The sequence below is a fragment of the Pseudoalteromonas sp. ABV4_021 genome (genome assembly GCF_056159365.1).
Genome location: NZ_JBSWVB010000001.1, coordinates 191,855 through 217,700 on the forward strand (window position 1 = coordinate 191,855; position 25,846 = coordinate 217,700).

General features: G+C 40.8%; 28 protein-coding genes and 2 tRNA genes. 16 read left to right on the forward strand and 14 right to left on the reverse strand.

The features are described from left to right. Window positions 1-206 precede the first annotated feature (206 nt). Window positions 207-542 carry a hypothetical protein gene (locus ACXAFE_RS00905; RefSeq protein WP_475147208.1) on the forward strand — a complete coding sequence of 112 codons (336 nt, stop codon included), beginning with the start codon at window positions 207-209 and terminating at the stop codon, window positions 540-542. A gap of 140 nt (window positions 543-682) precedes the next feature. On the opposite strand, the gene ACXAFE_RS00910 is transcribed toward ACXAFE_RS00905, so the two are convergent. After that, a complete protein-coding gene (locus tag ACXAFE_RS00910) occupies window positions 683-1,318 on the reverse strand; it encodes a hypothetical protein (RefSeq protein ID WP_475147211.1) in 636 nt (211 codons plus the stop codon). 518 nt (window positions 1,319-1,836) lie between these two features. On the opposite strand from ACXAFE_RS00910, the gene ACXAFE_RS00915 reads away from it, so the two are divergent. The 3 genes from ACXAFE_RS00915 (at window position 1,837) to ACXAFE_RS00925 (ending at window position 5,271) form a co-directional block, all read left to right on the forward strand. Then, entirely contained in the window at window positions 1,837-3,633 is a 1,797-nt protein-coding gene (locus tag ACXAFE_RS00915; protein WP_475147214.1) for a methyl-accepting chemotaxis protein, read from the forward strand. Between the two features lie 118 nt (window positions 3,634-3,751). Further along, window positions 3,752-4,528, forward strand: coding sequence for a VOC family protein (locus tag ACXAFE_RS00920; RefSeq protein WP_475147216.1), 777 nt, complete (start codon window positions 3,752-3,754; stop codon window positions 4,526-4,528). A gap of 77 nt (window positions 4,529-4,605) precedes the next feature. After that, entirely contained in the window at window positions 4,606-5,271 is a 666-nt protein-coding gene (locus ACXAFE_RS00925) for an SDR family oxidoreductase (RefSeq protein WP_475147219.1), read from the forward strand. Between the two features lies 1 nt (window position 5,272). Here ACXAFE_RS00925 and ACXAFE_RS00930 read toward each other — a convergent pair whose 3' ends face one another. Together ACXAFE_RS00930 and ACXAFE_RS00935 are read right to left on the reverse strand one after the other, a co-directional pair. After that, window positions 5,273-7,162, reverse strand: coding sequence for a M48 family metallopeptidase (locus ACXAFE_RS00930; protein ID WP_475147221.1), 1,890 nt, complete (start codon window positions 7,160-7,162; stop codon window positions 5,273-5,275). Between the two features lie 3 nt (window positions 7,163-7,165). After that, on the reverse strand, window positions 7,166-7,780 hold the full coding sequence (locus tag ACXAFE_RS00935; protein ID WP_475147226.1) for a LemA family protein: 615 nt from the start codon (window positions 7,778-7,780) through the stop codon (window positions 7,166-7,168). Window positions 7,781-7,893: 113 nt separating this feature from the next. Between ACXAFE_RS00935 and ACXAFE_RS00940 the strand changes: the two genes are divergently transcribed. The 4 genes from ACXAFE_RS00940 to ACXAFE_RS00955 all read left to right on the forward strand — a co-directional run bounded on the left by ACXAFE_RS00940 (window position 7,894) and on the right by ACXAFE_RS00955 (window position 11,885). Beyond that, window positions 7,894-8,271: a C-type lectin-like domain-containing protein gene (locus ACXAFE_RS00940; RefSeq protein WP_475147228.1), complete on the forward strand. Its 378-nt coding sequence runs from the start codon at window positions 7,894-7,896 to the stop codon at window positions 8,269-8,271. After that, window positions 8,272-10,602, forward strand: coding sequence for a fatty acid cis/trans isomerase (locus ACXAFE_RS00945; RefSeq protein ID WP_475147234.1), 2,331 nt, complete (start codon window positions 8,272-8,274; stop codon window positions 10,600-10,602). Between the two features lie 116 nt (window positions 10,603-10,718). Next, a complete protein-coding gene (locus ACXAFE_RS00950) occupies window positions 10,719-11,219 on the forward strand; it encodes a hypothetical protein (protein ID WP_475147238.1) in 501 nt (166 codons plus the stop codon). A 45-nt stretch (window positions 11,220-11,264) separates the two neighbouring features. Continuing rightward, the gene (locus tag ACXAFE_RS00955) at window positions 11,265-11,885 is read left to right on the forward strand and encodes a dUTP diphosphatase (protein ID WP_475147240.1); all 621 of its coding nucleotides are present in this window, start codon (window positions 11,265-11,267) and stop codon (window positions 11,883-11,885) included. A gap of 56 nt (window positions 11,886-11,941) precedes the next feature. Here the strand turns inward: ACXAFE_RS00955 and yrfG are convergent, their stop codons facing one another. Further along, window positions 11,942-12,598 carry a GMP/IMP nucleotidase gene (gene yrfG, locus ACXAFE_RS00960; protein ID WP_475147242.1) on the reverse strand — a complete coding sequence of 219 codons (657 nt, stop codon included), beginning with the start codon at window positions 12,596-12,598 and terminating at the stop codon, window positions 11,942-11,944. A gap of 60 nt (window positions 12,599-12,658) precedes the next feature. Between yrfG and nudE the strand changes: the two genes are divergently transcribed. From nudE to ACXAFE_RS00980, 4 genes are all read left to right on the forward strand, one after another. Beyond that, the gene (nudE, locus tag ACXAFE_RS00965) at window positions 12,659-13,213 is read left to right on the forward strand and encodes an ADP compounds hydrolase NudE (RefSeq protein ID WP_475147244.1); all 555 of its coding nucleotides are present in this window, start codon (window positions 12,659-12,661) and stop codon (window positions 13,211-13,213) included. A 21-nt stretch (window positions 13,214-13,234) separates the two neighbouring features. Further along, complete coding sequence (gene cysQ, locus ACXAFE_RS00970) at window positions 13,235-14,026, forward strand: 3'(2'),5'-bisphosphate nucleotidase CysQ (RefSeq protein ID WP_054980471.1); 792 nt, start codon at window positions 13,235-13,237, stop codon at window positions 14,024-14,026. Window positions 14,027-14,131: 105 nt separating this feature from the next. After that, window positions 14,132-14,208 (forward strand) — tRNA-Met (locus ACXAFE_RS00975). Window positions 14,209-14,280: 72 nt separating this feature from the next. Next, window positions 14,281-14,357: transfer RNA gene (locus ACXAFE_RS00980), tRNA-Met, on the forward strand. A 180-nt stretch (window positions 14,358-14,537) separates the two neighbouring features. Here the strand turns inward: ACXAFE_RS00980 and ACXAFE_RS00985 are convergent. The 8 genes from ACXAFE_RS00985 to ACXAFE_RS01020 all read right to left on the reverse strand — a co-directional run bounded on the left by ACXAFE_RS00985 (window position 14,538) and on the right by ACXAFE_RS01020 (window position 21,202). Further along, entirely contained in the window at window positions 14,538-15,014 is a 477-nt protein-coding gene (locus ACXAFE_RS00985) for a GNAT family N-acetyltransferase (RefSeq protein WP_475147253.1), read from the reverse strand. A 5-nt stretch (window positions 15,015-15,019) separates the two neighbouring features. Continuing rightward, a complete protein-coding gene (locus ACXAFE_RS00990; RefSeq protein ID WP_475147258.1) occupies window positions 15,020-15,622 on the reverse strand; it encodes a DNA-J related domain-containing protein in 603 nt (200 codons plus the stop codon). 70 nt (window positions 15,623-15,692) lie between these two features. Further along, the gene (locus ACXAFE_RS00995; protein ID WP_475147263.1) at window positions 15,693-16,898 is read right to left on the reverse strand and encodes a dipeptidase; all 1,206 of its coding nucleotides are present in this window, start codon (window positions 16,896-16,898) and stop codon (window positions 15,693-15,695) included. A gap of 148 nt (window positions 16,899-17,046) precedes the next feature. Beyond that, window positions 17,047-17,280, reverse strand: coding sequence for a YheU family protein (locus ACXAFE_RS01000; RefSeq protein ID WP_100912445.1), 234 nt, complete (start codon window positions 17,278-17,280; stop codon window positions 17,047-17,049). Then, window positions 17,277-18,263, reverse strand: coding sequence for a hydrolase (locus tag ACXAFE_RS01005; protein ID WP_475147267.1), 987 nt, complete (start codon window positions 18,261-18,263; stop codon window positions 17,277-17,279). Before ACXAFE_RS01005 ends, ACXAFE_RS01000 begins: the two co-directional genes overlap by 4 nt. A gap of 318 nt (window positions 18,264-18,581) precedes the next feature. Next, window positions 18,582-18,725: a DUF3149 domain-containing protein gene (locus ACXAFE_RS01010; protein ID WP_010562184.1), complete on the reverse strand. Its 144-nt coding sequence runs from the start codon at window positions 18,723-18,725 to the stop codon at window positions 18,582-18,584. A 97-nt stretch (window positions 18,726-18,822) separates the two neighbouring features. Then, the gene (locus ACXAFE_RS01015; protein ID WP_475147276.1) at window positions 18,823-19,296 is read right to left on the reverse strand and encodes a TIGR02444 family protein; all 474 of its coding nucleotides are present in this window, start codon (window positions 19,294-19,296) and stop codon (window positions 18,823-18,825) included. Then, complete coding sequence (locus ACXAFE_RS01020) at window positions 19,274-21,202, reverse strand: ATP-binding cassette domain-containing protein (RefSeq protein WP_475147281.1); 1,929 nt, start codon at window positions 21,200-21,202, stop codon at window positions 19,274-19,276. Before ACXAFE_RS01020 ends, ACXAFE_RS01015 begins: the two co-directional genes overlap by 23 nt. 100 nt (window positions 21,203-21,302) lie before the next feature. Here ACXAFE_RS01020 and ACXAFE_RS01025 point away from each other — a divergent pair, with 100 nt between their 5' ends. Further along, on the forward strand, window positions 21,303-21,503 hold the full coding sequence (locus ACXAFE_RS01025; protein WP_010562181.1) for a YheV family putative zinc ribbon protein: 201 nt from the start codon (window positions 21,303-21,305) through the stop codon (window positions 21,501-21,503). 17 nt (window positions 21,504-21,520) lie between these two features. Here the strand turns inward: ACXAFE_RS01025 and ACXAFE_RS01030 are convergent, their stop codons facing one another. Both ACXAFE_RS01030 and ACXAFE_RS01035 read right to left on the reverse strand, forming a co-directional pair. After that, a complete protein-coding gene (locus tag ACXAFE_RS01030; protein WP_475153580.1) occupies window positions 21,521-21,733 on the reverse strand; it encodes a SlyX family protein in 213 nt (70 codons plus the stop codon). Next, window positions 21,730-22,710, reverse strand: a complete 981-nt coding sequence (locus ACXAFE_RS01035; RefSeq protein WP_475147288.1) for a WD40 repeat domain-containing protein — start codon at window positions 22,708-22,710, stop codon at window positions 21,730-21,732. Before ACXAFE_RS01035 ends, ACXAFE_RS01030 begins: the two co-directional genes overlap by 4 nt. A gap of 224 nt (window positions 22,711-22,934) precedes the next feature. On the opposite strand from ACXAFE_RS01035, the gene fkpA reads away from it, so the two are divergent. The 3 genes from fkpA (at window position 22,935) to ACXAFE_RS01050 (ending at window position 25,841) form a co-directional block, all read left to right on the forward strand. Beyond that, window positions 22,935-23,687: an FKBP-type peptidyl-prolyl cis-trans isomerase gene (gene fkpA / locus ACXAFE_RS01040; protein ID WP_138634849.1), complete on the forward strand. Its 753-nt coding sequence runs from the start codon at window positions 22,935-22,937 to the stop codon at window positions 23,685-23,687. A 120-nt stretch (window positions 23,688-23,807) separates the two neighbouring features. Continuing rightward, window positions 23,808-25,268, forward strand: coding sequence for a coniferyl aldehyde dehydrogenase (locus ACXAFE_RS01045; protein ID WP_475147291.1), 1,461 nt, complete (start codon window positions 23,808-23,810; stop codon window positions 25,266-25,268). Beyond that, window positions 25,269-25,841 (forward strand): TetR/AcrR family transcriptional regulator, encoded by a 573-nt coding sequence (locus tag ACXAFE_RS01050; RefSeq protein ID WP_475147295.1) that lies wholly within the window; start codon window positions 25,269-25,271, stop codon window positions 25,839-25,841. Window positions 25,842-25,846 lie beyond the last annotated feature (5 nt).

The window sequence follows — 25,846 nt, forward strand, 5'->3', positions numbered from 1 at the left end:
ATAACTTGAACTCATAGTTAAAAAATATTCATAACTTACTGATAAGTTTTAATAAAATGTGTGTAAGCACGCTTATCTAATGCTTTTTGATATTGCCCTTTGTGTGTCAATTAATTTGGGATTCATTGCGAACCAGCATGATCAGTAGTGCGTAAATTAAAACGTAATGTGTTTTTGAGTTCAGGAATACGATTAAAGGAGACGGTATGACAAGGGTTTTAGTTGGATTAGCTGTATTGTTTGCATCATTGGCATTACATGCAAAAGGCCAAGGAAAAGTGCAAGCGCTGTATGATTTTGACCATAAAGTGCATTATCGCCAAACACAGTTGGCTGATAACAAATACAAGCTGTCTATTCGAGAAGGCAGTTATCAAGAGTTTGCTAAACAATCTGTATTTATGTTGCGCCACAGCGCAGCGCTGTGTAAAAGCGATAAATTTAATCTTAAGTTTGTGTCGGGAATTCAACCGTTTGAAAAATTCCCAACAGAGCCTAGAGCAAATCCAGGCCCATTAGTTGCTGAGTTAACCTGTAACTAATCATGCAAGTGAAATAAAGAATATGCTAACAACGTTAAAATTTTCGATGTAGATTAACTACATGCGGGAATTCTATTTTGTTAGCTTTTCATCATCCCGCGTTATTTCCGATTACATAATCAACAGAGTGGATATAGCTGTTAATCTTGATAGCCCCATGGTGCAGCAGGTGGTGTAATGGGGTTAGTTAAATCAAAGTCTACTCTAAACTCGCGCCCTTCACGTACTAAGCGATAGGTATATGTCTCTGGGTAAATGAAAATTTGCCATGTATTTCCATTTGATTGTGGAATTCCTTGTTTTACAAATAACTCTTTTGAGTATTGATCGGCAGGGAAAGATTGTGCGTGTGGCCAGCCACCATCAACTGTATGGCCGCCATACATGGTTGATACATCGTACTCACCGTTACTCATGCGGTGGTCGTGCTTCAAACTTAAACCTGAACCAGTTTTGGTAATAATCCATGTGCGTGATGCATCGTCACCAACATGAAATGGAATTTGTAGTTCAGTGTCACTGCATTTACGCACATGCATTACTAATTTTTTACCGCTGAAAGAACCGTTGTCTTGGTTATCAACCGTTACTTTCCCTTGGTATGCCTTACCGCAATGAGCGCGTAATTTATCGAAAAAAGCGTCGTGGCTAGCAATGCTAACTTGTGGTGCAGGTTTAACTACCGCTGGGCCGAGATTTTTTGCGCTGCTCGCTGCAAGTGCTGAAGCAGGTAATAAGCTGCTAATGAGTGCAGCTAAAGCAAATTTATATTTCATCGTGTAATTCCATATTTCTATTTGGTAGCCCAGGGGGAGCTGTAAATTAAGTCATGAGGTGATCTTTCGTAACGCCTTAAAAAAGCACATGTGCGCATAGCACAGCAAAAATCAACAGGCTCTAGCATAACATTCATTTAGCATAACAAAAGAGCGTTGAGATGAGGTTAATAACGCTCATTGTGATGAAGCTCGTAAAATAACAATTTAGCATTAGTTAAAATTATTGATGTTTGTTGCATTTGCAACATAGGTGTTTGATTCAGAAATAAGTTTTTTAAAAACGGGTTGTGTTGTGTCTAATTTGGGTATTAAATGGCCTCGATTAAATAAATGTTACAAATATTCTAAAGCTATGCTGTTTTTAGTCGACAACATATATGCGTTAGAACAATAAATTGTTTAATCAAGCCTTATACAATTTCCCCCACCGTCACTGAAGTTTAGAGGTAAAAATGTTTCAAGCCATAAAAATTAAAACTAAGTTGCAAATCCTTTCTGGAATCGCGGTAGTTTCAATGGCTGCTCTCACGTTATTAAATGTTTATATTGCAGGGAAGAAGCAAGTATTAGTGGATGCTACAGAAGATTTAATTGCTGCTGAGCGCGCTGTCGCAGATACATTGCGTATTGAAGTTAAGTTCTTGGAGAAGCCCGCGTCAGGTTTCCGTCAAGAATTAGTAAATCAAGTTGGTGAGGCTGATTCTGCCTTAACTAAATTACAACAAAAACTATCTGAATTTGATGTAACTCCACGTGCGCTTGCTGATACAAAAGAAATGTTGTCGTCGCTAGAACGTGATTTTGTAAATTTAGATGAACTGTATATTGAGTATGGTTACAACCAAAATGCGGGTCTGCGCAAAGAACTGCGCGGCGCCGTTCATAAATTAGAAGAACAAGCAAAAGCGACGAATCGCCTAGACATCAGCGTGTTAGTGCTGCAACTTCGCCGTAGTGAAAAAGACTTCATAATGCGAGGCGACAAAAAATACATTGCGCGTATTAACAGTACGGTTGCTGAGTTAGAAAAGTTGCTACTTATCAGCAATGATAGAAACTTAATCAGCTTATTAAAGCAGTATCAAAATGCCTTTTTAAAAGCGTCTGAGCGTTATCTTGCAATTGGCTTTAACCAAACAACAGGCCTAAAGAGTCAAGTTGCAGAAACCGAAGATAAGCTAAAAATATCACTTGAAGCGCTAGGGGTTGAGTTAGAAGCTATTCAAGAAGATATCTACGCTGATGCTAAAGTGCAGCAAATTGCATTGAGTTTAATTTTGGCATTCGCATTAGTTGGCTTTTTATTTACCATCACACGCTCTGTTACAACGTCAATTGATAGTGTTATTAACGATATTGACCGCATTGCGCATTCGGGTGACTTGTCGATTAAGGTTCGCAAACACGGTAATGATGAATTGGCGATGTTGGCCGATAGTGTGAATGAATTGATGGCGAAGTTTTTATCCGTACTACAAACCATTCATCACTCGGTTGAAATTGTAAATACTGAATCGACTCGTGTTGCGCAAGTTGTGGAATCGAGTGGTCAACAACTGGTTCAACAAAAATCGGAAGTTGAAACAGTAGCAAGTGCAGTGACTGAAATGGGTGCTGTTGCGCATGATATTGCCATAAATGCTGAAACGACCTCAAACCGCGTGGATACAGTTTCACAAAATGCGACGATTGGACAGAAGCAAATCGAAACAACCGTTGATCAAATGACTTTATTGAGTAATCAGTTGGTTGAATCTGCTGAGCAGGTTAATTTACTGCGTGAAAAGAGCAATGCAATTAATGCTGTGATGGAAGTTATTCGCGGTATCGCTGAGCAAACTAACCTACTTGCGTTAAATGCAGCGATTGAAGCTGCGCGTGCGGGTGAGCAAGGTCGAGGTTTCGCGGTTGTTGCTGATGAAGTTCGCTCTCTTGCGGTGAAAACCCAAGAATCAACGCAAGAAATTACGCAGATCATTACCGACTTGCAATCAAGCACTGCGAACATTGTAGACAGTATTGAATTGTGTAAATCGCAAGGTTTAGAAACGGCTGAGCAAACGGATAAAGCGGGTAAAGCGTTCGCCGAAATTATTGCCGATATTCAGGAAGTCTCAGAGATGACGTCAACCATTGCGGTGGCGGTTGAGCAGCAATCTACTGTGGCACAAGAAATAAACCAAAATATTGTACAAATCAGCGACTATGCAGATGAACTAGCAAATAGCTCACTGGCTAACTCTGAAGCCTCAAATCAGGTTTCACATCAAGCTGATGAGCTCGATAATGCAATAAAGTGGTTTAAAATTTAACTACAAAATTAAATGGTTAGAGTAAAAGCGAGGTTAGTAATAGCCTCGCTTTTTTATTGCTTTTTAGAATATATTGGTTAACTTTAATACAGTGCTCACAAACAATAAGGAAAAAGACATGGCAAGTTACACAAAGCACCAAGCAGGCACATTTTGCTGGACGGAATTATGCTCTCGCGATTGGACGTCAGCGAAGGCATTTTATACTCAACTATTTGACTGGCAACATGATGATCAGCCGATAGGTGATGATTTGTATTACACCATGCTGCAACTTAACGGCAAAGATATTGGTGCCATGTACCAAATGGAAGCAGAGCGTTTAGAGCAGAAAGTCCCAAGTCATTGGCTCAATTATATTGCGGTAGATAATGTTGATGAAACCGTTGAGAAAGCTAAGCAAGCAGGTGCACGTGTAATTGCTGGTCCCCATGATGTTATGGATGCAGGGCGCATGGCGATGTTCTTTGAACCGAACGGAGCAATGTTTGCGATATGGCAAGGTAATCAGCATTGCGGTTCACAAATCAAAAACGAAGCGCGCAGTGTATGTTGGAACGAGCTTGCATCAAAAGACGCAGAGGCAAGTCGACAGTTTTATTCATCTGTGTTTGGCTGGCAATACAAAGTTGAAGATATGGATGGCATGCCATACACCATTTTTACGTTAGGTGATGAAGAAATTGCCGGCATGTTGGAAATGAATGAAGAGTGGGGCGATATGCCAGCACACTGGATGACTTACTTCCAAGTAACCAATTGTGATGAAACCTTAGCAAAAGTAGAGGAGCTGGGTGGTACCGTATGCGTACCTGCAACCGACGTGCCCAATGTTGGTCGTTTTAGTGTGATCAACGACCCACAAGGCGGATTTTTATCTGTGATTGAAATGTAGCAACCTGTTTATCAAGGGCTTGTATTTTATCTAAAAGATACCAATGTCTATTGGTATCTTTTTTATTGGGAAAAATTATGACACAACACGTGGTTATTACGGGCGCAAACCGTGGTATTGGGCTTGCGTTTGTTGAGCAATATATTGCACAAGGTTTTAATGTGACTGCTGTAGTACGCACCGCAAGTGAAAAACTTAATGCAAGTGGCGCAAACGTTATTGAGGGAATTGATGTTGCAAATGCAGATGATATTGCCAAACTTAAAACGCAACTTGGTGATCAAGCAATTGATATTCTAATAAATAATGCGGGGGTGTTTCATAATGAAAGCCTAAGCAATATGGATTTTTCGAACCTAGAGCAGCAAATTAATATTAATGCGGTTGCGCCAGTCCGCGTGACACATGCACTGCAATCAAACTTGCGTGCTGGCAGCAAAGTGGCAATGATCACAAGCCGTATGGGGTCAATTGAAGATAATGGCTCAGGCGCATATATTGGTTATCGCATGTCAAAAGCCGCGCTTAATGCCGCGAGTAAAAGTATGGCGATTGAACTTGCATCGCGTGATATTAGCCTAGCAATTTTACACCCAGGTTTTGTACAAACCGCAATGGTAGGGTTTGCTGGCGATATTTCCCCAGAGCTTGCTGCTAGTCGTTTAATTACGCGCATTGATGAGCTAAATTTAAATAACACAGGCACTTTTTGGCACTCGAATGGCGAAGTGTTGCCTTGGTAATTTAACGCTCTACAGGGCTGGGTAAATCAAGTAACAGCGCAAAGCTGTAAAGCATGGTTTGCTCCGCCTCGGTCAATTGATTATCCCACTTAGCTGTAAACTCGATAGCTTGCAAAAACGCATTGCGATTTTTCAGTGGTAAACGAGTGAGTACAGCAAAAAACTGATGTGCGTGCTCAATATTAAACAGATTAAACTCAATTACCTCTAACCCTTTCATATTAAACTGCTGACATGTTGCTTTAAACGCTTGATGTTGCTCATGTTCAGATTCGTGACCAATCGCTGCAATTAAACTCACAAAGTACCGCCATGCGAGAATCAGTTTTTTGCTATTACGAGTGGTAACGGGAAGGGGACGTTTCGCTTTAGTGACTTGCATTAAGATAATTTCTAAATACAACCAAGTAATTAAATATTGATTGCGTTGCTTGGTATTCGTTTTAGGCGCTGGATTTTTTTGCTTAACAATTTGCCAGCACAACTCAGTGAAGTCGTGTTTTTGTTTTTCCCCTAGGCTGGTAATACTTGGCGATGCTAACTCGATAAGTTGAAAGCGTTCGTTTTCAGATAGTTTAGCAAGTTCGCTTTCGGCGCAATCAAGGGTATATGCATCAACGTAGTGTGATGCATATAAGCAATTTAGTTGTAAACTTCGTAACTCAAACTCGTCACTAATTAATAAAAGAGGAATAAGTGTAAAACACGCGTAAGGGTCGTGTACTAAATGCGATAGTTTGGCTGATAAATGACTGGTATCGGCAGTGATGGTTTGATTGATTATAGGCGTGCTGTTTTCAGTTAAAAGCTCGCGTGTTGCGCTTAATTGCATTGCTTGGTAGTTCGCAACACTCGGCCTTTCACGAAAACCAGCACTTGGCGGTTGCCAACTTGGGTCTAGCTTAGCAATTCGTTTAACAATTGGCGGATGAGTCGAAAATGAACTTACCCAAGGGGTTCTTATTTGATTAAAAAATAAATGGCTGTATTGATGAAAGTGAGCATTGCGATGGGGCTTTCGAAGTCCTGCGGCTACTTTCAGCGCATCTGCGAGCGCTGCTGGATTACGATTAAACTGGCAGGCGCTGGCATCAGCCAGATATTCGCGGCGACGGCAAATTGCAGCTTTAATAAAATCGGCCATTAATGTGCCAATATAGCCGTAACAAATAAGCATAAGTGCAATTACCAACTCCAAGCCACCAGAGCCTTTAGCGTTACCACGCCCTGCAGCGGCGGCACGTTCGAGTATCCACTCACCTGCTAAACCGATAAAACTAATAGCAAAGGTAGCTGCAACTAATCGGTTATTCAGTTTTATATCACCATTAACAATATGACTAAATTCATGGGCGACAACCGCTTGCAGTTCGTCACGGGTTAGTTTTTCAAGTGCACCCCTGGTTACCGTAATTACCGCATTATGGCTGTTATGACCCGCCGCAAATGCGTTTACTTGGCTATGATGCAATTGTAGGTAAACGCGAGGTACAGTGGTACGTGCCGCAATTGCCATTTCTTCAACTACATTGAGTAATTGCTTTTCTAACGGATGAAAGGTGTTGGGCTGTATACGTGTTGCACCTAATTGCTCAGCAATTTTGCTGCCACCCGTACGCAGTTGGCGGTATTTATAAATGCCCGTAGTAAAAATAAGTATTGCAGTAATGAGAGCTGATGGAATATGCCATTGATATGGATTTTGTGCACGAAACACATCCCAACCTTGATACAAAATAAGGTTTAGATTGCTGGCTATTCGGGCATCGAAAATAAGGCCAAAAAACCATTGTGCAAGCAACACAATTAGGCCAACTGCAATACAAAACAAGCACACCAGCATAGCGCTGGCACGCCGGTTTGCAGCTTGTTGCTGAAAAAAGTTTTTCATTAATTAAAGTTGTACAGAGGGTGCTTGTCGTATGCTGGTTTTTTCTAGCTCTAACACGCTGGCATCATTTTTGTGGCCAAATTTAGCTGCGACTAAGTTGTTTGGAAAGCTTTGTTTGTAGGTGTTATATAGCATAACTTCATCGTTATAAGCTTGGCGCGCAAAGGCTATTTTATTTTCTGTTGAAACCAGCTCTTCATGTAAATCTTTTACCGTTTCGTTGGCTTTTAATTCAGGATAATCCTCAATAGTAATCTGTAAACCTGAAAGGGCCTGCGTTAAGGTGTTTTCAGCGTTAGCTAGTTGCTTAATTAGTGCGCCATTGTTAGGGGCTTTTTTGGCCTGTTCTAAACAACTTAACGCGGCATTTCGTGCTTTGGTGACTTGCTCTAGCGTACTGCTTTCATGTTTTAAGTAAGCTTGGCAGGTGTTGACTAAATTTGGGATTAAGTCATGACGTCGGTGTAGCTGCACATCAATTTGTGCAAAAGCGTTAATCACGTAATTGCGATACTTAACGAGTGTATTAAATATCACAATAACAAACACCGCTAATAGCGCGAGTATAAGTAACAAAATACCAATAGTTGAGAAGAAGTTATCAATTACACTGGTCATTAAATTTCCTTGAGAAATGTCTCTAAATTGTCAACACAATGGCTAAAAGCGCCAAAAAATTCAACTATTTTGCTATCATATCGGCAATTACCCAAATTTAATACGAGAACAATATGGCAGATGATACGCTAGCGACCGAAAATATAGACATTCCAGTGTTTTTTTTGGCGCCTGATATGCCTATTACGCAAGATGCAGAACCTGCATTTTTTGTTTCAGTGGCACTTACCGAAATGGTAATGGCTGAAATGTGCCAAAAAATTACCGATGAAGAAACACATACGGTATTTCTAACAGATTACGTATTTAACGACGTAACAGTCGATTGGCAGCGTGCAGTGATAAATATTGAATCAGTGCAATTACACCTTAGAAAAGGCCCGCAATTAGCGGTGATGGTTTGCAGCGAAAACGAGCAACAGTTTATTTCGCCATGGTTGGAATTTGCCCCTGAATTCGATTTAGGACTTGATGACGAGGATGTTGAGTAAATGAAAAAGTTCGTTGTTTTATTTTTCATAATTGTAGTTTCTGGCTGTACCGCTTTGGCGGTCAATAACTGGCATAACAAATATGGCAAACCTGAAGTAAAACAACGAATAGTTGCTCATCACAGCAGTGATGGGCAATTTTATCAGAGTGCGGTAAAACCCGTATTAGAAAGCCGTTGTGTAGTGTGTCACGGCTGTTATGATGCGCCTTGCCAGTTAAAGTTAACATCGGCAGCCGGTATTGATCGCGGCATTAGCAAAGAACTCGTTTACGATGGTACGCGATTAGTCGCAGCAAAGCCGCACCGATTATTTATTGATGCAGATTCAACGTCTGAATGGCGAGAACTTGGTTTTTCACCGGTTTTAAACGAATACCCCGAGTCACCTGCGAACAACCTTGCAGCAAGTCTGCTCTACAATACATTACTTGTTAAAAAGTCAAATCCGCTGCCACACGTGGCGCAGCTTGGTGACGAATACGACTTTTCGCTAGATAGAACGGCTACTTGTGCCAGTATTGAAAGCTATCAGCAAGTCGCCGAGCATCAACCATCACTTGGTATGCCATATGGTTTTCCAGCGATTGATGATGGCGAATTTAACGTGCTGCAGCATTGGTTAATGCAGGGTGCAAAAATGACCAATTTAGCGCCGGTAGACCAATTCACTGCGCAGCAGGTTGAAAAGTGGGAAGCTTTTTTAAACCAAGCGCCTGCTAAGCATCAACTTATGGCGCGCTATATTTATGAGCACTGGTTTTTAACAAATATTTACTTCAGTAACGCTAAAGAGCAGCATTTTTATAAGCTGGTGCGTTCAAAAACACCACCGGGCGAGCCGATTGATGTAATTGCTACGCGTAGGCCATTTGATGAGCCAAAAGTGGCGCGCGTGTATTATCGCTTACAGCGCAATCAAGCCAGTATATTGGCGAAAAACCATATTCCGTTAGCACTAAATAACAAAGAGTTAGCGCGATTGCATCAGCTGTTTATTGTAACCGATTATGCCGTGTCGGAATTGCCTAGCTACGCAGTAGATGTTGCCTCCAACCCATTTAAAAGCTTTGCTCAGATCCCAACTGAGGTGAAGTACCAGTTCTTACTCGACCATTCACAAACCATTATTATGGGCTTTATTAAAGGGCCGGTTTGTCGTGGTCAAGTGGCGCTGAATGTAATTAATGACCACTTTTGGGTAGCATTTGTTGAACCCAAACGTGTTGCCAATGCCAATATGGATGAGTTTTTTCATCAAGTAGATGATTTATTGGCAATGCCGGCAGAGGAGCAAAGTAATGCGCTGCCAATTAGCAGCTGGGTTAAATATGCCAGACTACAAGCTAAGTTTTTAGCGCGCAAAACAGCCAAAATGAATGAGTCGTTTGCTGGTGGCAAAGGGCTTGATATGTCGCTGCTTTGGCAAGGTGAAGGGCATAATGATAATGCCGCACTGACTATTTTCCGCCATTTTGATAGTGCCACTGTAGTTAAAGGGTTGGTCGGGCAAGCACCAAAAACCATGTGGGTACTTGATTACAGCTTATTTGAACGCATTCATTATTTGCTGGTGGCAGGGTTTGATGTATACGGTAATGTTGGGCATCAGTTGGTAACACGCCTATACATGGACTTTTTACGCATGGAAGGTGAACAAAACTTCTTAGCGTTTTTACCTATCGAAGAGCGTAAAAGGTTGCGCAATTATTGGTATCGAAAAGCGCCAAAAAATTTAGTTGAGCATTTGGAGTCTAATGCGCAGTTTAACCAAGAAACAGGCATTAAATATCAAACTAATGCACCAAAGACGGAACTTTACAGCAATATTAAACAGCATTTGTCTGCGGTGTTAAATACGCGCCATGAGCTGGCAAGCGATGCAATTAGCCAAGCACTTGGAGAACTTAACTCGCTGCCAAATGATGCAGTGCAGCAACTCGCACAAATTTCGTTTATTTTAGTTAAACAGCAGGGCCAGCATAAAGCTTATAGTCTGTTACATCACAATGCGCACTTTAATATTTCCAGTTTGCTTAACGAAGATGCGCAGCGAGCACCGGGCGAAGATACTGTAAGCTTAGTGAATGGTTTTATTGGTGATTACCCAGCGGTGCTGTTTTATCTTGAGCAGCATCAGGTGGATGAGTTTGTCGCGCAATTTGGTAAGGTGAAAACGGAACAAGACTACATTCAGTTAAAAACCCAGTTCGCGATTAGGCGTACGCATCCCGAGTTTTGGCGTTACAGCGACATTCTGCATAAAACAGCCAAACAGAATTTACAAATCGAATACGGAATCTTTGATTACAATCGTTTTGAGAACAAATAGTTAATCAGTTCGCTTGGTTTTATCTTTGTGAAACGGATGTAAACAGCATGCTAACACTTGATTTGTTCCTAAAAAATTTGGCAAAATCCTATAGTTCGTACTAGTTGAGAATAACAATGAAGATTTTACTAGCGATAAGCATTCTTTTATTACCTTTTTTTGCCCAAGCAGGGAAAGTTCAGCGAAAGTGTTACAGTTCTGATGGCACCGTTAAGTTCACAACACGTCGTTGTGGCCCAGGTGAGCGAGAAGAAATTGTTAATAGTGGTCAATCACTCACGCAGTTTGCTCAAAAAGCCAGCAATAACGTGAGCGCTTTAGGTTCGGGATTAGATAATTCTGATCTGACTTATTTTTTAACGCAAAACTACTCACAAACTGCGTGGAGTGAAAATATTGTGCGCAGTTATCTTGAGCCTGAGCAGGCGGTTGTTGTGGTTGATACCTTCCGTATCTATAAGTTAGAGGAAATTTGTCAAGCCACGATGCAGTGGATTGACCGTTACCCGCACTCTCGTTTTGATTTGTCATCAATGCGCCTTGAATTTAATACGGGTGAAACCTTTGATGCGCGTTATGTGAAGAAATCACAGTGTGATTTTGAGCTGAGACAGTAATCGCTTTTTGATACACTACGCCCAATTTAATTTTAGAGAAAGATTATGTCTGCCAATGTAAACAAAATTTGCACTATGCTAGAGATGCAAAACGCGATGAATACTAAAGTCCATGCCGAGTGGTTTAATCAGGGATTTGAGTGGTATCGTGCAATTTGGGTTGAGTGTGCTGAAATGCTAGACCACTACGGTTGGAAGTGGTGGAAGAAACAAACACCTGACACTGAACAAGTAATTCTTGAGCTGGTAGATATTTTCCATTTTGGTTTATCGCTTCGTATCGATGGCGAAACAAGTTATCAAGAGTTAGCAGAGCGATTAACTGCTGAGCTAGAAAAGCCTACTCAAACTGATGACTTTAAGCAAACACTTGAGCTACTTGCTGCAAGTGCCGTAGCAAACAAGACATTTGATGCGGCAGCATTTGCTGGTTGTATGACGCAAATTGGTATGGATATCGACGATTTATATCGTGGTTATGTTGGTAAAAACACGCTTAACTTTTTCCGCCAAGATCATGGCTATAAAGATGGCAGCTACATTAAAGTGTGGAACGGTCAAGAAGATAACGAACACTTAGTTGAAGTAGTTAAATCACTCGATATTAATCAAGAGAACTTTGCTGAGCTGGTATACAAAGGCTTAGAGGCTCGCTACCCAGCGTAAGTTATAAAACAAATTAAAGAGTACCAAAAGGCCACTAATGTGGCCTTTTTTATGGGTTAAGTTATCGGCAGTAACGTGCGGTAGTCTTCAATAGATAAGTAATTATCAATAGTGCGGGTTGCTTTGGTGGAATCTGGGTTTGCAACTGCAAGAAGGTGTTTAATACCAAACTGTTTTGCTGCATCAAGCACAGGTAAGCTGTCATCAACAAATAACGTTCTTTCTTTATCAAAGCCAAGCTTTTGCTCTACCTGCTGCCACAAGCGTTGTGACTCTTTACTCACGCCAAATTCATGGGTTGATACAAGCGCATCTAAATGCACATCAAAGGCTGTTTGTTCAATTTTAAGTGACAGGCTATCTGGATGTGCATTGGTTAGTAAAATAAGTTTTTTTCCGGCCTCTTTAAGCGCTTTTAAAAATTCAGGTACGTCTTCTCGAATGCTAATTAAGTGCTTAATTTCTTGCTTTAGTTCGACAATTGGTAAATCGAGTTCCTGCTGCCAATAATCTAAGCAATACCACTGTATTTGTCCTTCTACTTGTTGGTATTTTTCTGACAGTTGTGCAAATGCTTGTTGCTTAGTGATACCGTGTTTTTCTGCAAGTTTTTGTGGGATTAGTTCAAGCCAATAATGGTTATCGAAATGAAGGTCTAATAATGTGCCGTCCATATCAAATAAAACGGTATCGATTTCCTGCCAATTTAACATAGGTTTTTTAGTTTAAAAGTTTTATTATAAATTTAGACTGTAGTTTAACAGAGTTTCAAGATGGCCGAGAATAAAGGATTAACACTCCCTCAAATTACACACGTTACTGAGGTGTCGCACAGTAAATTATTTACGGTTGAGGCGATGGACTTAACTTTTTCAAATGGTGTTAAAAGACAATATGAAAGGGTGAAAGGCGGTGGCCGAGGTGCGGTGCTTGTAGTGCCTGTGGATAGTGAAAATAATCTAATATTAGTGCGAGAGTACTGTGCCGGTACCCACGACTATCAACTTGGCTTCCCAAAAGGTCTAATTGATCCTGGTGAAACTGCGGTGCAAGCTGGTAATCGTGAGCTAAAGGAAGAGGCTGGATTTGGTGCAAAGCAACTTGCTGAGCTAAAGTTAGTATCGTTAGCCCCAAGTTATTTCAACGCCAAAATGCATATATTGTTGGCGCAAGATTTATACCCCGAGAAGTTAGAAGGGGATGAACCTGAACCACTTGAAGTTGTTAAGTGGCCGTTAAGCGATTGGCAAACACTATTACAGCAAAGCGACTTTACCGAAGCGCGCAGCGTTGCTGCACTATTATTAGCAAAACAGTATTTATCTTAATTTAATTTACAGTAGTACCGAATGAAAGAGTTTATTGAGCCTTGTATTGAAATAGCGCGACAAGCAGGTGACGCTATTTTAGATGTATACCATCAAGATGACATTCAACTATGTGAAAAGTCAGATAACACGCCTGTGACAAAAGCAGATTTAGCGGCAAATGAGGTGCTATTAGCGGGTTTAAAAGCGCTAGCACCAGATATCCCGATTATGTCTGAAGAAACACCAATTCCTGCGCTTTCTGACCGTGAATCGTGGCAGCGATACTGGCTACTCGATCCGCTAGATGGCACAGGTGAGTTTGTGCTTAAAAGTGGCGATTTTGCAGTAAACATTGCGCTTGTTGAAAACAATAAACCGGTGTTTGGCGTTATTTTTTGGCCAACCGAAGGGGTTACATATTGGGCGATGCAAGGTGTTGGTTCATTTAAGCGTGAAAATGGCGAAGATGTTCAGCTGCAAGTTCAAAAGCAATCTCAATTAAAATTAGCTGTGAGTAGGCGACAAAATATTGCAACGGTAAGTCAGTACATTGACTCAGAGTTTGATACATTGCCATTAGGTTCGTGCTCATTAAAAGCGTGTGCAATCGCTGAAGGACGTGCTGATGCCTTTATGCGAATAGGGCCAACTGGAGAGTGGGACACTGGCGCATCACAAATAATTGTGGAAATGGCAGGTGGTAAGCTTTTTGATGCGGAATTCAATCCTATTACCTATAACCAGCGCGAAACGACTGAAAACCCTGACTTTATTATTACGGGCGATCAAAGTTACCCTTGGCAAGAAATGATTAAACCGCATAAGCGTTGATGCTAATTTGAGCGGTTAAACAGTTTTTAAAAGAAAATACTTGCATAACTGTCATAAATCCTTATTATAGCGCCTCACTTAAGCAGCAAAGCTTAAGAATACAGGCGCGGGATGGAGCAGCCTGGTAGCTCGTCGGGCTCATAACCCGAAGGTCGTCGGTTCAAATCCGGCTCCCGCAACCAATTTTTGGTAGCCAATTCTTTTAGAATGAATTAAAACTTCTAAGGCTTGTTCACGTTCGTGAACCATTCTGACGCGGGATGGAGCAGCCTGGTAGCTCGTCGGGCTCATAACCCGAAGGTCGTCGGTTCAAATCCGGCTCCCGCAACCATTTTTTAGTACTTCAAATTTTCCAAATAGTTTATTTCGTCCTATGGTCGTCGTTGGTGCCCAACGCGTATCACATCCGGCTCCTTTAACCATTTCTTAATATTTCAACTTTTAAGTTTTTTAAATAGTTTTCTTCTCTAGAAATTACCCCTTTATATCGCATTAAGTTGAATTCAATAAGTCACAAACTGTTAATTTTGTTTGAAATATCTTTCAAACAAAGCGTTAGTCTGAGCATATCTTTGTGTTGAATTCCATTTTCGAAAATTGGCTCAGGATAGTTTTCTAAAAAGTGGTTTTTAATCACACTTTCAACACGAAACCCTAATTTTTGATAAAAGCTAAGTTGATGACCAAAAGTTCCAGTGCCTAATTCAATTCTTTCAACGCCTTTGTATTTTATTTTGGCAATTGCATATGCCAGCAACTTAGAACCGATCCCCTGCGCTTGAAAAGTTGGCTGCACCGCAATATTCATAAGCTCGATAGAGGTGTGTGAGCGTCGTTGAAAAACACAAGCAGCAATTACATTGTTATCGATAACTGCGGCAAAGCATATGCCATTTGCTAAATATGCCTGTACTTTTTCAATGTTTGGGTCGGCTTCGAGTAAAAGAGCTAAAGGAAGTTTTTCAGGCTCAACGGGTATTAGTTGCATAAGAGTTACTTACGCTCAGTGAAGTGTTTTACCAGCAACTGATAGGCATGATTTGCTGCAATGTATTCACCAGTGTGTTGGTTATCTTGTTTATCTGGATGCGATGCGAGTGCAATTTTATACCAAGCACGCTTTACCTGTTTCAAATTAGCGTCTCGAGCTAAGCCAAGGGTGTTAAATGCTGTATCCAAATCACCTGATGTTATTGTGCTATGTTCAGCGTAGTACTGCCAAAAGTTATCCAGTAACTGGTTTATTTCATCGTTTGAGATAGCAATATTGTTCAAGTCTAAATAATACTCTGAAAGCGCAGGATTATGACTTGTCACTTGGTTTTCTTGATACTTAACAAGCTTTATATTGATTGATTCAATAATTAAACTATACCCTAACTCTTTTGCATCATGTTGAAGGTTGAATAGGGCATTCATTACCAGAAAGTTTTGCTTGAACAGATTTTGCTCTGGGTTTGAATCTAGTTTGTGCAGTAGCTTTTGTTGCTTCAATTGGTTAAAAAGCGCGTTGAGTTTACAATTCGGGCATTGCAAAAGCGTTGCTAAAATAGCTTGTTGTAGTGTTAATGAGAGTGCTTCAAAGTTGCTATTCAAAATGTTCACTTCCTGTTTTAACACTTGCTGAGAAGTTAGGCGACACAATGCCGCCTAACATTTATAACCTTTAGTGCTTTTTAGCGTAGCTTTCGGCTTCGCGCCAAACACGCATTGTGTTACCGCCTAATAACTTAATAATATCTTTATCAGAGTAGCCGCGATCTAATAAACCTTGCACTAGGTTAGGGTAACTTGCTACGTCTTTCAAACCGATCGGCAGTGAGTCACCAACGCCGTCGTAGTCAGAACCAATACCGACATAATCAATACCAATTAGTTTTACCACATGGTCAATATGATTCAGCACTTGCTCTAAACTTGCAAACGGGTATGGGTTTTTAGCACTGTATGCTTTTCTGAAATCTTTTACTTGAGAACTATTTTCGCCGAAAGTCTCTTTGGCCTGTTTGCGTGCTGCTTTCATTTTATCACCCCACGCACCTGCTGCAGAGGTTACAAAGCTTGAACCAAAATTAATCTGAATAACACCGCCGTTTTCTTTGAGAGCAAGCAGCATTTTGTCATCCATATTGCGCTCAAAACCCGGTGTATATTTACGCAGTGATGAGTGCGATGCAATCACCGGCACCTCCGATAATTCCATCACCTGATAAAACGCATCGTCTGAAATATGCGAAACATCAATCAGCATGCCGATTTTATTCATTTCTTTTACTAGATCTTTGCCAAACGGGCTTAAACCCTTCCACTTACGACGAATATCATATGACGAGTCAGAAATATGGTTGCTTTGTGAGTGCGCAAGGGTAATGTAACGCACGCCACGGTCAAAGAAATGCTTTAGGTTTGCCATTTCCCCTTCCATTGGCGAGCCGTTTTCCATACCCATAGCAAGTGACATTAATCCTTGCTTAAACTGTGCTTCAACGTCGGCAGTACTGGTTGCAATAGCAAATTTATCCGGTGCACGTTGTGCTAATGCTTCCATACCATCAATTAATTGATTGGCTAGTTGGTAGCTTTTTCCTTTGCCTTCAAATTCGAGATTTGCTGGGATGTAAATCGACATAAAAGGTACATTTAAACCACCTTTTACACCTCTAGGGTAGTCAAAATCACCACCTTCCGTGGCTTTTGAGACATCATCCCATTTGTGGTAAATACGGTAAGGTACATCGATATGGGTGTCGATTAATAAGTTTTCTTGAGCGAGTTTTACTGCTTTTTCTGATGCAGTGTATTGTGATGCACCTGCTGTGAATGTTGCCATAATGGCACTTGCGATTAAGCTTGTTTTTATTAGATATTTCATAGTGGATTCTGTGTCGTTGTTTTCTTTATTGTGCTTGCTTTAATGAGTAAAGCAATAGAATCGCGATAGAAATGTTGAGAGCTGTTGGTAATCGAAGTTGTGAAATAAGAAAGTGAAAAGTTAAAAGATAGAAAAGGCGCAGCCTTTTCTATTCATAATCTGGGTGTGATTCAAAGTCGCTAGCGGGCATAATATTAATCGTTTCGTGTAATTCAGAAAATACTAATACCGCTGTGCCACTTTTGAGCTGTGCTCTCACTTGCTCAACTTTTAAGTTGAGTGCAGCTTCTTCTTCACCGTAGTCAGTGCCTTCTCGCAGAACAAATTCTTTAATTAAATTAGTTAGAGTATCTGGGTCAATTTGTTCAATCGGAACGATCATTTTAATTTGCCTAAAAGTTGTTGCTGGAAAAAATGGGGAACTTGCTGCTCTAGCCAAAAAATTGGCTTAAATGGGTTTTTACCGCTTATAAAGCCAACATGTCCACCTTGTTTGGAAACCAGTAGTTTAACCGCGTTACTTACGTCTTCTTTTTGCGGAATAGCTTCTTGTGACAACATAGGGTCATCTTTTGCATGAATCACTAGAGTGGGGGTTGTGATGCGTTTTAAATACTGTTTTCCGCTTGATTTTAGGTAGTAATCGGCCGCATCAATAAAGCCGTGTAATGGCGCTGTTACTCTGTTGTCGAATTCCCATAAATCGTAAATGTTCTCTAGTTGCTTTGCCGTTAAATTAATTGATTCTTTAATGTTATCCAGTTTTCTTGCTGTGGATTTTTTTAACCTATCCAGTAAGTACTTCTGATACAGCTTAAAACAACTCTTTTGAATCACTTTACAAGATGATGCTAAGGCAAACGGGGCTGAAACAACGGCTGCGGCATCAAGCTGACAGTCATCTTCATATTCACCTAGGTATTTGGTTAATACATTGCCACCGAGTGAAAAGCCAACAGCCATTAGCGGCTTATTTGGAAAGCGTTGCTTGAGTATATTAACTAAAAAGTGTAGATCGCTGGTTTCGCCGCTATGGTAGGCGCGTGCCTGTAAATTAGCTTTGTGTCCACAGTTTCTAAAGTGTAATAACACTACATCAAAACCGGCCAAAGTTAGGGCTTTCATCATGCCTTTAGCGTAGAAACTATCAATATTTCCTTCTAAGCCATGCAGTACAATTGCTAACGGTTTGTCGTCGGCAGCAATATGCTGAGAACTCCAAATCAGTTGCAGAAAGTCGTGATCGGGCGTAGTGATTTCTTCAATATTGTAATCAACGGTAAGGTTTGGGCGAAAAAAGCGCGGTAAAATGGTTTGTGCGTGCCGATTGGTCATCCACCAAGCTGGCTTAAAGTTTTGATCCATGGCTGTGTACAAAAGAAAAACATTGGTTCAGTGTATCATACCAATTCGCAATTATAATTATTCATTTTGAGGCATTAAATCTGTTGCTTACCGCGTTAAAGTTTTTCATGTAGAGCAGCTTTATAGCGAAATGTTTGCCTTGCTACCAGTGCGGTTTTATTGCCTTAAAATGGAGCACTTAATTATCCAAATTGGTATTAGAAAAAATAAAGCACCAAACTAGTTGCCTAGTTTGATGCTTTAGTGCGTCGTGCTTAATTCTAACAGGGTTTTTCAAATGCCGACCCAAGCCCACATTATCAAATTTTATAAAACTGGTTATGACTCGCTAGGCTGATCGTTCTTAATCTTATTGATAAAGAAGCCTACGTAGAAAAGGCAAAGAACAATAACAACACCTAAAATGCCAAATGATAAAAAGAGCACAGGGTCCTGGAAAAAGTCTCTAAATAAATTGCTCATTGTGTTTCTCCTCTAACGTCAACACGAAAGAGAATAGAATAAGGTGAGCATAGTGATCATGACTTAGATCAATATTTATCCCGCGTATTTACGCGTGTTACGCAAGTTGAGTTAATGTTTGATCTAGGTCAGTTTTTGGCACTGCTAAAATGCTTTCTAGGTAGTATTTAAGTGGACAGTTGGGCGATAAGTCGCTTGTTGTTGCGCGGTTAAATTCGTCTACTAGCAATTGCTGCTCTTGTTTTTCAAGCTCTAGCTCGGCATTGAGCATATGGGTTCGCAATGCTGAATAATTTTTCATTGTTTGCAACGATTGTTTGAAGTTGGCTCGTATTTGGCGAAGCGGTTGTGTGTAGTTTTGGCTAAAATCCGTAACGTGTGTATGTAATACGGCAATGGTTGAGGTGCTTACCATTATGTTTTGTTGCGAGAGGTACTTAAGCAGTAAGCACAAATTGATATTGCCAGCGTATTTATCTTGCAGCTGTAAAAGCGCGCGGCTACGCGCGCTTTTACTGTAATACTGCAAAGCAAATTGCCAGAGGTTGCTACTGTGCAAATTGTGCTGCAAAGTCAGCTTCCTCTTGTTCAAGTGTTTCTAGCTTCTCAAGCAGGCTTTCTTCAATCTCATTGAGCTGTGGCGCAAGTTTTGCCTGTTCCGCCAGCTGTTTAGTAAGCTCTGCCTTATTTTCATCTTGATATATGCTGGCGTCCGCTAGCGCGCTTTCAACGTTTTGCAGCGCATCACTAACTGTTTCTAACTGCTTTTCAAGTTTTTCAATTTCACGCTTTAATGGCTGCATTTGTTTTCTAAATTCAGCTTCAAGGCGTTTTTGCTCTTTGCGGTTTTGCACTTTGTTAGGTTTGCTTTCAACTGGCGCTATATCACTTTCAGGTGTTTTAGCGACGTCTTTGTTGGCAAGCCATGCGTAGTAATCTTCAATCTCGTAACCAAGTTGAGTTACTTGACCGCTATCCACTAAATAAAACTGATCTGAAGTGTTTTTTAATAAATGACGATCGTGCGATACCGTAACCATTGCTCCTTCAAATCCTTGCAGTGCCATTACGAGAGCATGACGCATTTCTAGATCTAAGTGGTTGGTTGGTTCATCAAGTAGCAAAATGTTAGGTTTTTGATACACCAATAACGCCAGTACTAAACGCGCTTTCTCGCCACCAGAGAATGGCGCGACAGGCTCAAGCGCTTTGTCGCCATGAAACGCAAAGCAACCAAGAAAGTCTCTTAGTTCTTGCTCTGTCGCTTTGCTATCCAGGCGTTGCAAATGCAAAATGGCCGATGCACTTGGGTCGAGCGATTCAAGCTGATGCTGCGCAAAGTAACCAATACGCAAGCCTTGGTGGTGCACAAATTCGCCTGATTGCGCGTTTAATTCGCCTGCTAATAATTTGATTAAGGTTGATTTACCCGCGCCGTTTTTACCGAGTAGCGCAATGCGGCTACCTGGAACAAGGTTTAGTTTGATGTCTTGTAAAATGGTGACATCGCCATAGCCTGCTTTTACTTTTTCTAATGAAATAAGTGGGTTTGGTAAACTAGGTGGTTCTTTAAAACTAAAGTTAAATGGCGAGTCGATATGTGCTGGTGCCAGTTTTTCCATTCGCTCGAGTGCTTTAACACGACTTTGTGCTTGTTTGGCTTTGCTGGCTTTGGCCTTAAAGCGGCGAATAAAGCTCTCTAAGTGCGCTATTTGCTCTTGTTGCTTTTCAAAGTTACTTTGCTGCTGAGCCAGTTTTTCAGCCTTAATGCGCTCAAACTGGCTGTAGTTACCTTTGTAAGTGTGAATTTGCTGCTGATAAACGTGCCAGATTTCGCCGACAATGGCATCTAAGAATTCACGGTCGTGTGATATTAGCACTAATGTACCAGGGTAGGTTTTCAAAAACTTTTCTAGCCAGTAAACCGCATCTAAATCTAAGTGGTTGGTTGGCTCATCTAGCAGTAATAAATCTGCTTCTTGTAATAACGCTTGGGCAAGGTTTAAGCGCATACGCCAACCACCCGAAAATGACTTTACCGGCAGAGATATTTGCTGCTGCGAAAAGCCTAAACCATGCAGTAACTCACCCGCTTTGGCCTCAATGTGATAGGCCTGTAGTTCTTCTAAAGCGAGGTGAAGTTCAGCTTGTTTTGCACCGTCGTTGGCGTTTTCGGCTAAATGAAGTTGCTCTCGCAGTGCGTAATATTCTTCGTAACCTTGTAGCACATACTCTAGTGCTGAAATATCTAATCCGGGCGTTTCTTGTTTTACTGATGCAATACGCCACTCTTTAGGAATACTACATTCGCCCATATCTGGTGATAGCTCATTGCGAATAAGTGCAAACAGGCTTGATTTGCCACAGCCATTATTGCCAACAAGACCTACTTTATGGCCCGCAAATAATGTTGCATTGGTATTTTTTAATAGTGGCTTGCCACCACGCAGTAATTCTAGATTAGAGATTTGAATCATTTAGTAAGCATTTTTGAAAACTTTTCTTGCGCTAGTATATCAAGTAATCAGTGTTGTTTGTTAAAATCGCTTTATCAACATTGTGATTAATTTGAAAACCATGAAACAGAAAAAACGTTTTATCGCGGGCGCAACCTGCCCAGAGTGTAAAAAGCAAGATACTATGATGCTATACAAAGAAATGGATGTTGAAAAAGTAGAGTGTGTTGAATGTGGTCATACTATGACGCAGGCTGAAGGCCAAGTTCAAGCGTCAACACGCCAGTTTGAACAAGTAATTGGTGTATTTAAGCCTGAGTGATCAGGCTTAACGTTAGTTTAGTAATGCGGTGGCGGGGTTTCATGCTCTTCACTGACGACCGAAGACGGTTTCATTTCTTTTAGCTTTTCACCTACCAACTCAATTTGACGGGTCATTTTTGCCATCGCTACTTGGTGCTGCTTTAGCTCGTCGTTTAAAATATCGATAGTTTCATCTTGGTACGCTACCTTTGTTTCAAGTTCGGTAATGCGCGCTTCAAGATTGGTTATTTGTTCATTTGCCATGTTTCAGATAAACCGTTAGAACTTTCACTGATAATCTGCCCATTATCGCTAAAAGCGATGTCATATACTACTGCTGATTTTGGGCGCGAATCTTTGCGCGGTGCTACGTGCCATGTTTGTAGCTCTTTTCCTGAGTTTGCATCCCATAGTGCAATGGTGCGTGCTGGCGAACCTGTGAGTAGTTGATTAGCATCTGGGCTAAAGCGCACAGCGCTAAATACTTTTTGTCGTGCTCTGAATTGCAGGTTACTAATTTGTTCGCCTGTTTGTAAGTTCCATACACTTGCTTGTTTTTTACTGTCGGCGGTAAAGGCTCTGCGGCCTTCTCGATCTAAACTTACTTGGGTGACGCGACTTGGATGATTAAAACGGTGAACTACCTGTGCGCTGCGGGTATCCCATAAATATGCGGTGTAATCATTTGCACCTGTTAGCGCGTAATAGCCATTGGGTGATAAATCGACGGCGTTGATTTTTTCGGTGTGACCCAAAAATTCGATTCTGCGCCCGGTATTTAGATCGATATGAATTACTTTTCCGTCACCTCGTCCATAAAGCACGTAACGGCCGTTATTGCTAATGGCGATATCGCGAATGCTTGATTCTTGGATTTTCCAAAAGCCGATATTCTCGCCATTTTCAAGGCTCCAGACAGCAAAATTAGTACGATCGGCAGTAACCGCGAACTTATTATCATCACTAATGTCTATAGCGAGAACGAGGTTGTCTTCGCTTTGTTGGTGGCTCCATTGGTAAAGTAATGCATTGTCATTCAAATTCCATACTGAAATGCCATGATTGATAGAGGAGACAACTGCAAGGCTGCCATTGGAGTTAAGGGCCGCAGCGTAACTGCCTTGTACGGCATGTTCTTGCGCATTGTTCGGTACGACATCAGTGTTATCGCACGCCGTTAAGGTAAATAGGGTAAAAATTAATAAAGTTATACTAAATGGCTTCATTTTTAATCTAATTTCCCTTAACTCTTAGACTTTGAGAGGTTAGACTAGGACGAGTTTTGAGAACAAGGTAGTTACAGATAATAATTATCGGCGTTGTCTCAGGTTAGCGTCTTTGTCGTCATTATTTGTGTTTTACATCGATGTTTGTCAGCCTATCATGTAACTCATTTAATTTTAACTTAGATAATTGTAGATAAAAGGCATTTTATTTGCCGGAGAAAAAGATGAAAAAAGTATTTAAACTTTCATTCGTTGCTGCATCAGTGCTTGCACTTGCTGCATGTAATAAAGAAGCACCTAAAGCAGAAGTAAAATTAGAGACCGAAGTACAAAAACAAGCATATGGTCTTGGCGCTTCAATCGGTGAGTTTGTTAAGAAAGATCTAGAAGGTAAAACTGAAGTTGGTTTTGAACTAGATAAAGCACTTATTGTTGCTGGCTTAGAAGAGTCTCTAGCGGGTAAATCACAGCTAACAGAAGAAGAAATTAAAGAGCTTCTAACGAAACTAAATACTGAAGTTGCTGAAAAGCAGCAAGCTGCGGCGCAAGCAAAAGCTGAAGAAGTTAAAGCGCAAGGCGTTGCTTTCTTAGCTGAAAACGGCAAAAAAGACGGCGTTGTGACAACTGATTCTGGTCTTCAGTATCAAGTTCTTTCTGAAGGTGAAGGTAAGAAGCCGTTAGCAACAGATACTGTTGAAGTTCACTATAAAGGTACATTAATTGACGGTACTGAGTTTGATAGCTCTTACTCTCACGGTGAGCCAATTACTTTCCCACTAAATCGCGTTATTAAAGGTTGGACTGAAGGTGTTCAACTTATGGCTGAAGGTTCAAAGTACAAGTTCTTTATCCCTTCAGAACTTGCATACGGCGAGCGTGATCTTGGTAAGATCCCTGCAAATTCAACGCTAATTTTTGAAGTTGAGCTATTAAAAGTAGTTCAGCCTGAAGCTGAAAAAGAAGCTGCTTCTGAGTAATTTTAATTACCAGCTTTAAAGAGCCACCCAAGTTGGGTGGCTTTTTTATTTGCCTTTGTTGAATTATTGCTCTAAATTGAACTGACTAATCAGTCGGTTTTTATTTGGTTTAGACGTTTTATGAATTCATCCACCTCACACCCAGTTAACCTTGAGTCTGTCGACGCATCAGTACAACAAGATGTTAATGCAATTGATCTTGAAGCATCATTTTCAACACTAAAACAACAATACCTTTCGAATAAACAGCCAAGTTTAATTGAGCGTAAAACCCTGCTTACTAGTTTGAAAAATGCCCTGATTGAAAACCAGCAAAGCTTGCTAGTTGCATTAAATCGAGATTATGGAAAGCGTCCTGATTTTGATAGTTTGATGGCGGATATATTACCGAGTGTTCAGCATCTTAATTATACTTTAAAGCACTTAAAAACTTGGTTAAAACCAGAAAGGCGCAGTGCCGGTTTGCTGCTCGCACCATCATCTATTTATATTCACAAACAATCTAAAGGTGTAGTGGGGGTAATTGTGCCTTGGAATTTCCCTGTATTTTTAAGTATTGGGCCAATTGCAACGGCGTTGGCGGCTGGGAACAAAGTAATGGTTAAACTGAGTGAGTATACGCCATTTACTAACCAGGTATTACGTAAGATTTTTTCATCGCTAAGCGAGAGCGTGACGATTATTGAGGGGGGGCCTGAGGTCGCCACAAAATTTACTCAGCTTTCTTTTGATCATGTGTTTTTTACTGGCTCGACGTCTGTCGGGCGCTTAGTGGCAAAGTCGTGTGCCGAACGATTAGTACCGAATACCTTGGAGCTTGGCGGAAAATCTCCGGTAGTGATTACGCCGGATTCTGATCTAGAAAAAGCGGCTGATGCGATTATTCTTGGTAAATCAGTTAATGCGGGTCAAATTTGTGTTGCGCCTGATTACGTGCTGGTTGAGCAATCTCAGCATTTAGCATTTTGTCAGACTTATTTAGAAAGATTCGCTGCTTTATATGATGTTGATAAGTTTAATGATGAATACGGTTCAGTTATCAATTTAGCGCAGTTTGAACGATTGCAAGCTTTGTTAGAGGATGCAAAAAGTAAAGGTGCCCGCGTGCTATCGCCTAAAGGCTACGAGATTGACGTGCAAAATCGCGTTATGCCACCACAATTACTGGTTGATGTGAATGAGCAAATGTTGGCGTGTCAGAATGAAATATTTGGACCCGTGTTGCCCGTAATTGCCTACAGTGAACTTAGCGAAGCGATAAACTATATCAATAATAAAGCGCGTCCATTGGCGCTTTATATTATGGCCAAGGACAAGTTGGCAATTAATCAGATTTTGCAGCAAACACACAGTGGCGGCGTATGTATTAATGATACCTTAATGCATGTGGGGGCTGATGATGCACCATTTGGTGGAATAGGCGAGTCGGGCGTTGGTAATTACCATGGTCGTGAAGGGTTTGAAACGTTTTGCCATAAGCGTACAGTATTAAAAACACCACTATGGTTACCGCGCGTTAAGCTTATTTTAAAATTTAAGGGATTGGCAAAGTCATTACTCACAAAGTTGTTTGTACGTTAAATGGTTAACTCAAAAAAACAAAACTTACTGGATTCGGCATTAACACTATTTGTAGCACAAGGTATCTCTGAAACATCGACCGCGAGCATTGCAAAGCATGCTGGTGTAGCTACGGGAACGTTGTTTCATCACTTTGAAAATAAGAAGGTGTTAGTAGAAGCTTTGTATTTAAACCTGAAGCAGGAGTTGGTGACAAGTTTACAGTTAAGTAATTCAATCAATAGTAATGAACAGGCATTAAGTGTGTGGCGAAGCGCAATCAAATGGGGGCTTGATAACCCTGAAAAGTTTTCATTTTTTACCATTTATTATGCCAGTCCATGGCTTGGAGTGGACTTTAAACAAGGTGTTTTGAATAGTGTCTTTTATTTTTTGACTGAGTATATTGAATTGCAAAAACAGCAAGGTAACTTTGTGGCTTTGCCAACCGACTTTGTTGCAATGCATATTCAACAAAGCCTGATTAATACAGTAGTTTACTTAAGTCACGAGCAGGCAAATATTTTGGATGTTGAGAAGCTTATTGATAATAGCTTTAACACGTGTTTTTTCGGGCTTACCTGCAGAAATTAAAATGG

Coding starts and splice junctions, on each gene's coding strand:
- nudE (WP_475147244.1), top strand. CDS start 12,659: ATGGCCGAGAATAAAGGATTAACACTCCCTCAAATTACACACGTTACT.
- ACXAFE_RS00930 (WP_475147221.1), bottom strand. CDS start 7,162: ATGAAAAACTTTTTTCAGCAACAAGCTGCAAACCGGCGTGCCAGCGCT.
- ACXAFE_RS01045 (WP_475147291.1), top strand. CDS start 23,808: ATGAATTCATCCACCTCACACCCAGTTAACCTTGAGTCTGTCGACGCA.
- cysQ (WP_054980471.1), top strand. CDS start 13,235: ATGAAAGAGTTTATTGAGCCTTGTATTGAAATAGCGCGACAAGCAGGT.
- ACXAFE_RS00995 (WP_475147263.1), bottom strand. CDS start 16,898: ATGAAATATCTAATAAAAACAAGCTTAATCGCAAGTGCCATTATGGCA.
- ACXAFE_RS01025 (WP_010562181.1), top strand. CDS start 21,303: ATGAAACAGAAAAAACGTTTTATCGCGGGCGCAACCTGCCCAGAGTGT.
- ACXAFE_RS00935 (WP_475147226.1), bottom strand. CDS start 7,780: ATGACCAGTGTAATTGATAACTTCTTCTCAACTATTGGTATTTTGTTA.
- ACXAFE_RS01035 (WP_475147288.1), bottom strand. CDS start 22,710: ATGAAGCCATTTAGTATAACTTTATTAATTTTTACCCTATTTACCTTA.
- ACXAFE_RS00940 (WP_475147228.1), top strand. CDS start 7,894: ATGGCAGATGATACGCTAGCGACCGAAAATATAGACATTCCAGTGTTT.
- ACXAFE_RS00905 (WP_475147208.1), top strand. CDS start 207: ATGACAAGGGTTTTAGTTGGATTAGCTGTATTGTTTGCATCATTGGCA.
- ACXAFE_RS01000 (WP_100912445.1), bottom strand. CDS start 17,280: ATGATCGTTCCGATTGAACAAATTGACCCAGATACTCTAACTAATTTA.
- fkpA (WP_138634849.1), top strand. CDS start 22,935: ATGAAAAAAGTATTTAAACTTTCATTCGTTGCTGCATCAGTGCTTGCA.
- ACXAFE_RS00945 (WP_475147234.1), top strand. CDS start 8,272: ATGAAAAAGTTCGTTGTTTTATTTTTCATAATTGTAGTTTCTGGCTGT.
- ACXAFE_RS00925 (WP_475147219.1), top strand. CDS start 4,606: ATGACACAACACGTGGTTATTACGGGCGCAAACCGTGGTATTGGGCTT.
- ACXAFE_RS00985 (WP_475147253.1), bottom strand. CDS start 15,014: ATGCAACTAATACCCGTTGAGCCTGAAAAACTTCCTTTAGCTCTTTTA.
- ACXAFE_RS00950 (WP_475147238.1), top strand. CDS start 10,719: ATGAAGATTTTACTAGCGATAAGCATTCTTTTATTACCTTTTTTTGCC.
- ACXAFE_RS01020 (WP_475147281.1), bottom strand. CDS start 21,202: ATGATTCAAATCTCTAATCTAGAATTACTGCGTGGTGGCAAGCCACTA.
- ACXAFE_RS00915 (WP_475147214.1), top strand. CDS start 1,837: ATGGCTGCTCTCACGTTATTAAATGTTTATATTGCAGGGAAGAAGCAA.
- ACXAFE_RS01010 (WP_010562184.1), bottom strand. CDS start 18,725: ATGAGCAATTTATTTAGAGACTTTTTCCAGGACCCTGTGCTCTTTTTA.
- ACXAFE_RS00955 (WP_475147240.1), top strand. CDS start 11,265: ATGTCTGCCAATGTAAACAAAATTTGCACTATGCTAGAGATGCAAAAC.
- ACXAFE_RS01005 (WP_475147267.1), bottom strand. CDS start 18,263: ATGGATCAAAACTTTAAGCCAGCTTGGTGGATGACCAATCGGCACGCA.
- ACXAFE_RS00920 (WP_475147216.1), top strand. CDS start 3,752: ATGGCAAGTTACACAAAGCACCAAGCAGGCACATTTTGCTGGACGGAA.
- ACXAFE_RS01050 (WP_475147295.1), top strand. CDS start 25,269: ATGGTTAACTCAAAAAAACAAAACTTACTGGATTCGGCATTAACACTA.
- ACXAFE_RS00910 (WP_475147211.1), bottom strand. CDS start 1,318: ATGAAATATAAATTTGCTTTAGCTGCACTCATTAGCAGCTTATTACCT.
- yrfG (WP_475147242.1), bottom strand. CDS start 12,598: ATGTTAAATTGGCAGGAAATCGATACCGTTTTATTTGATATGGACGGC.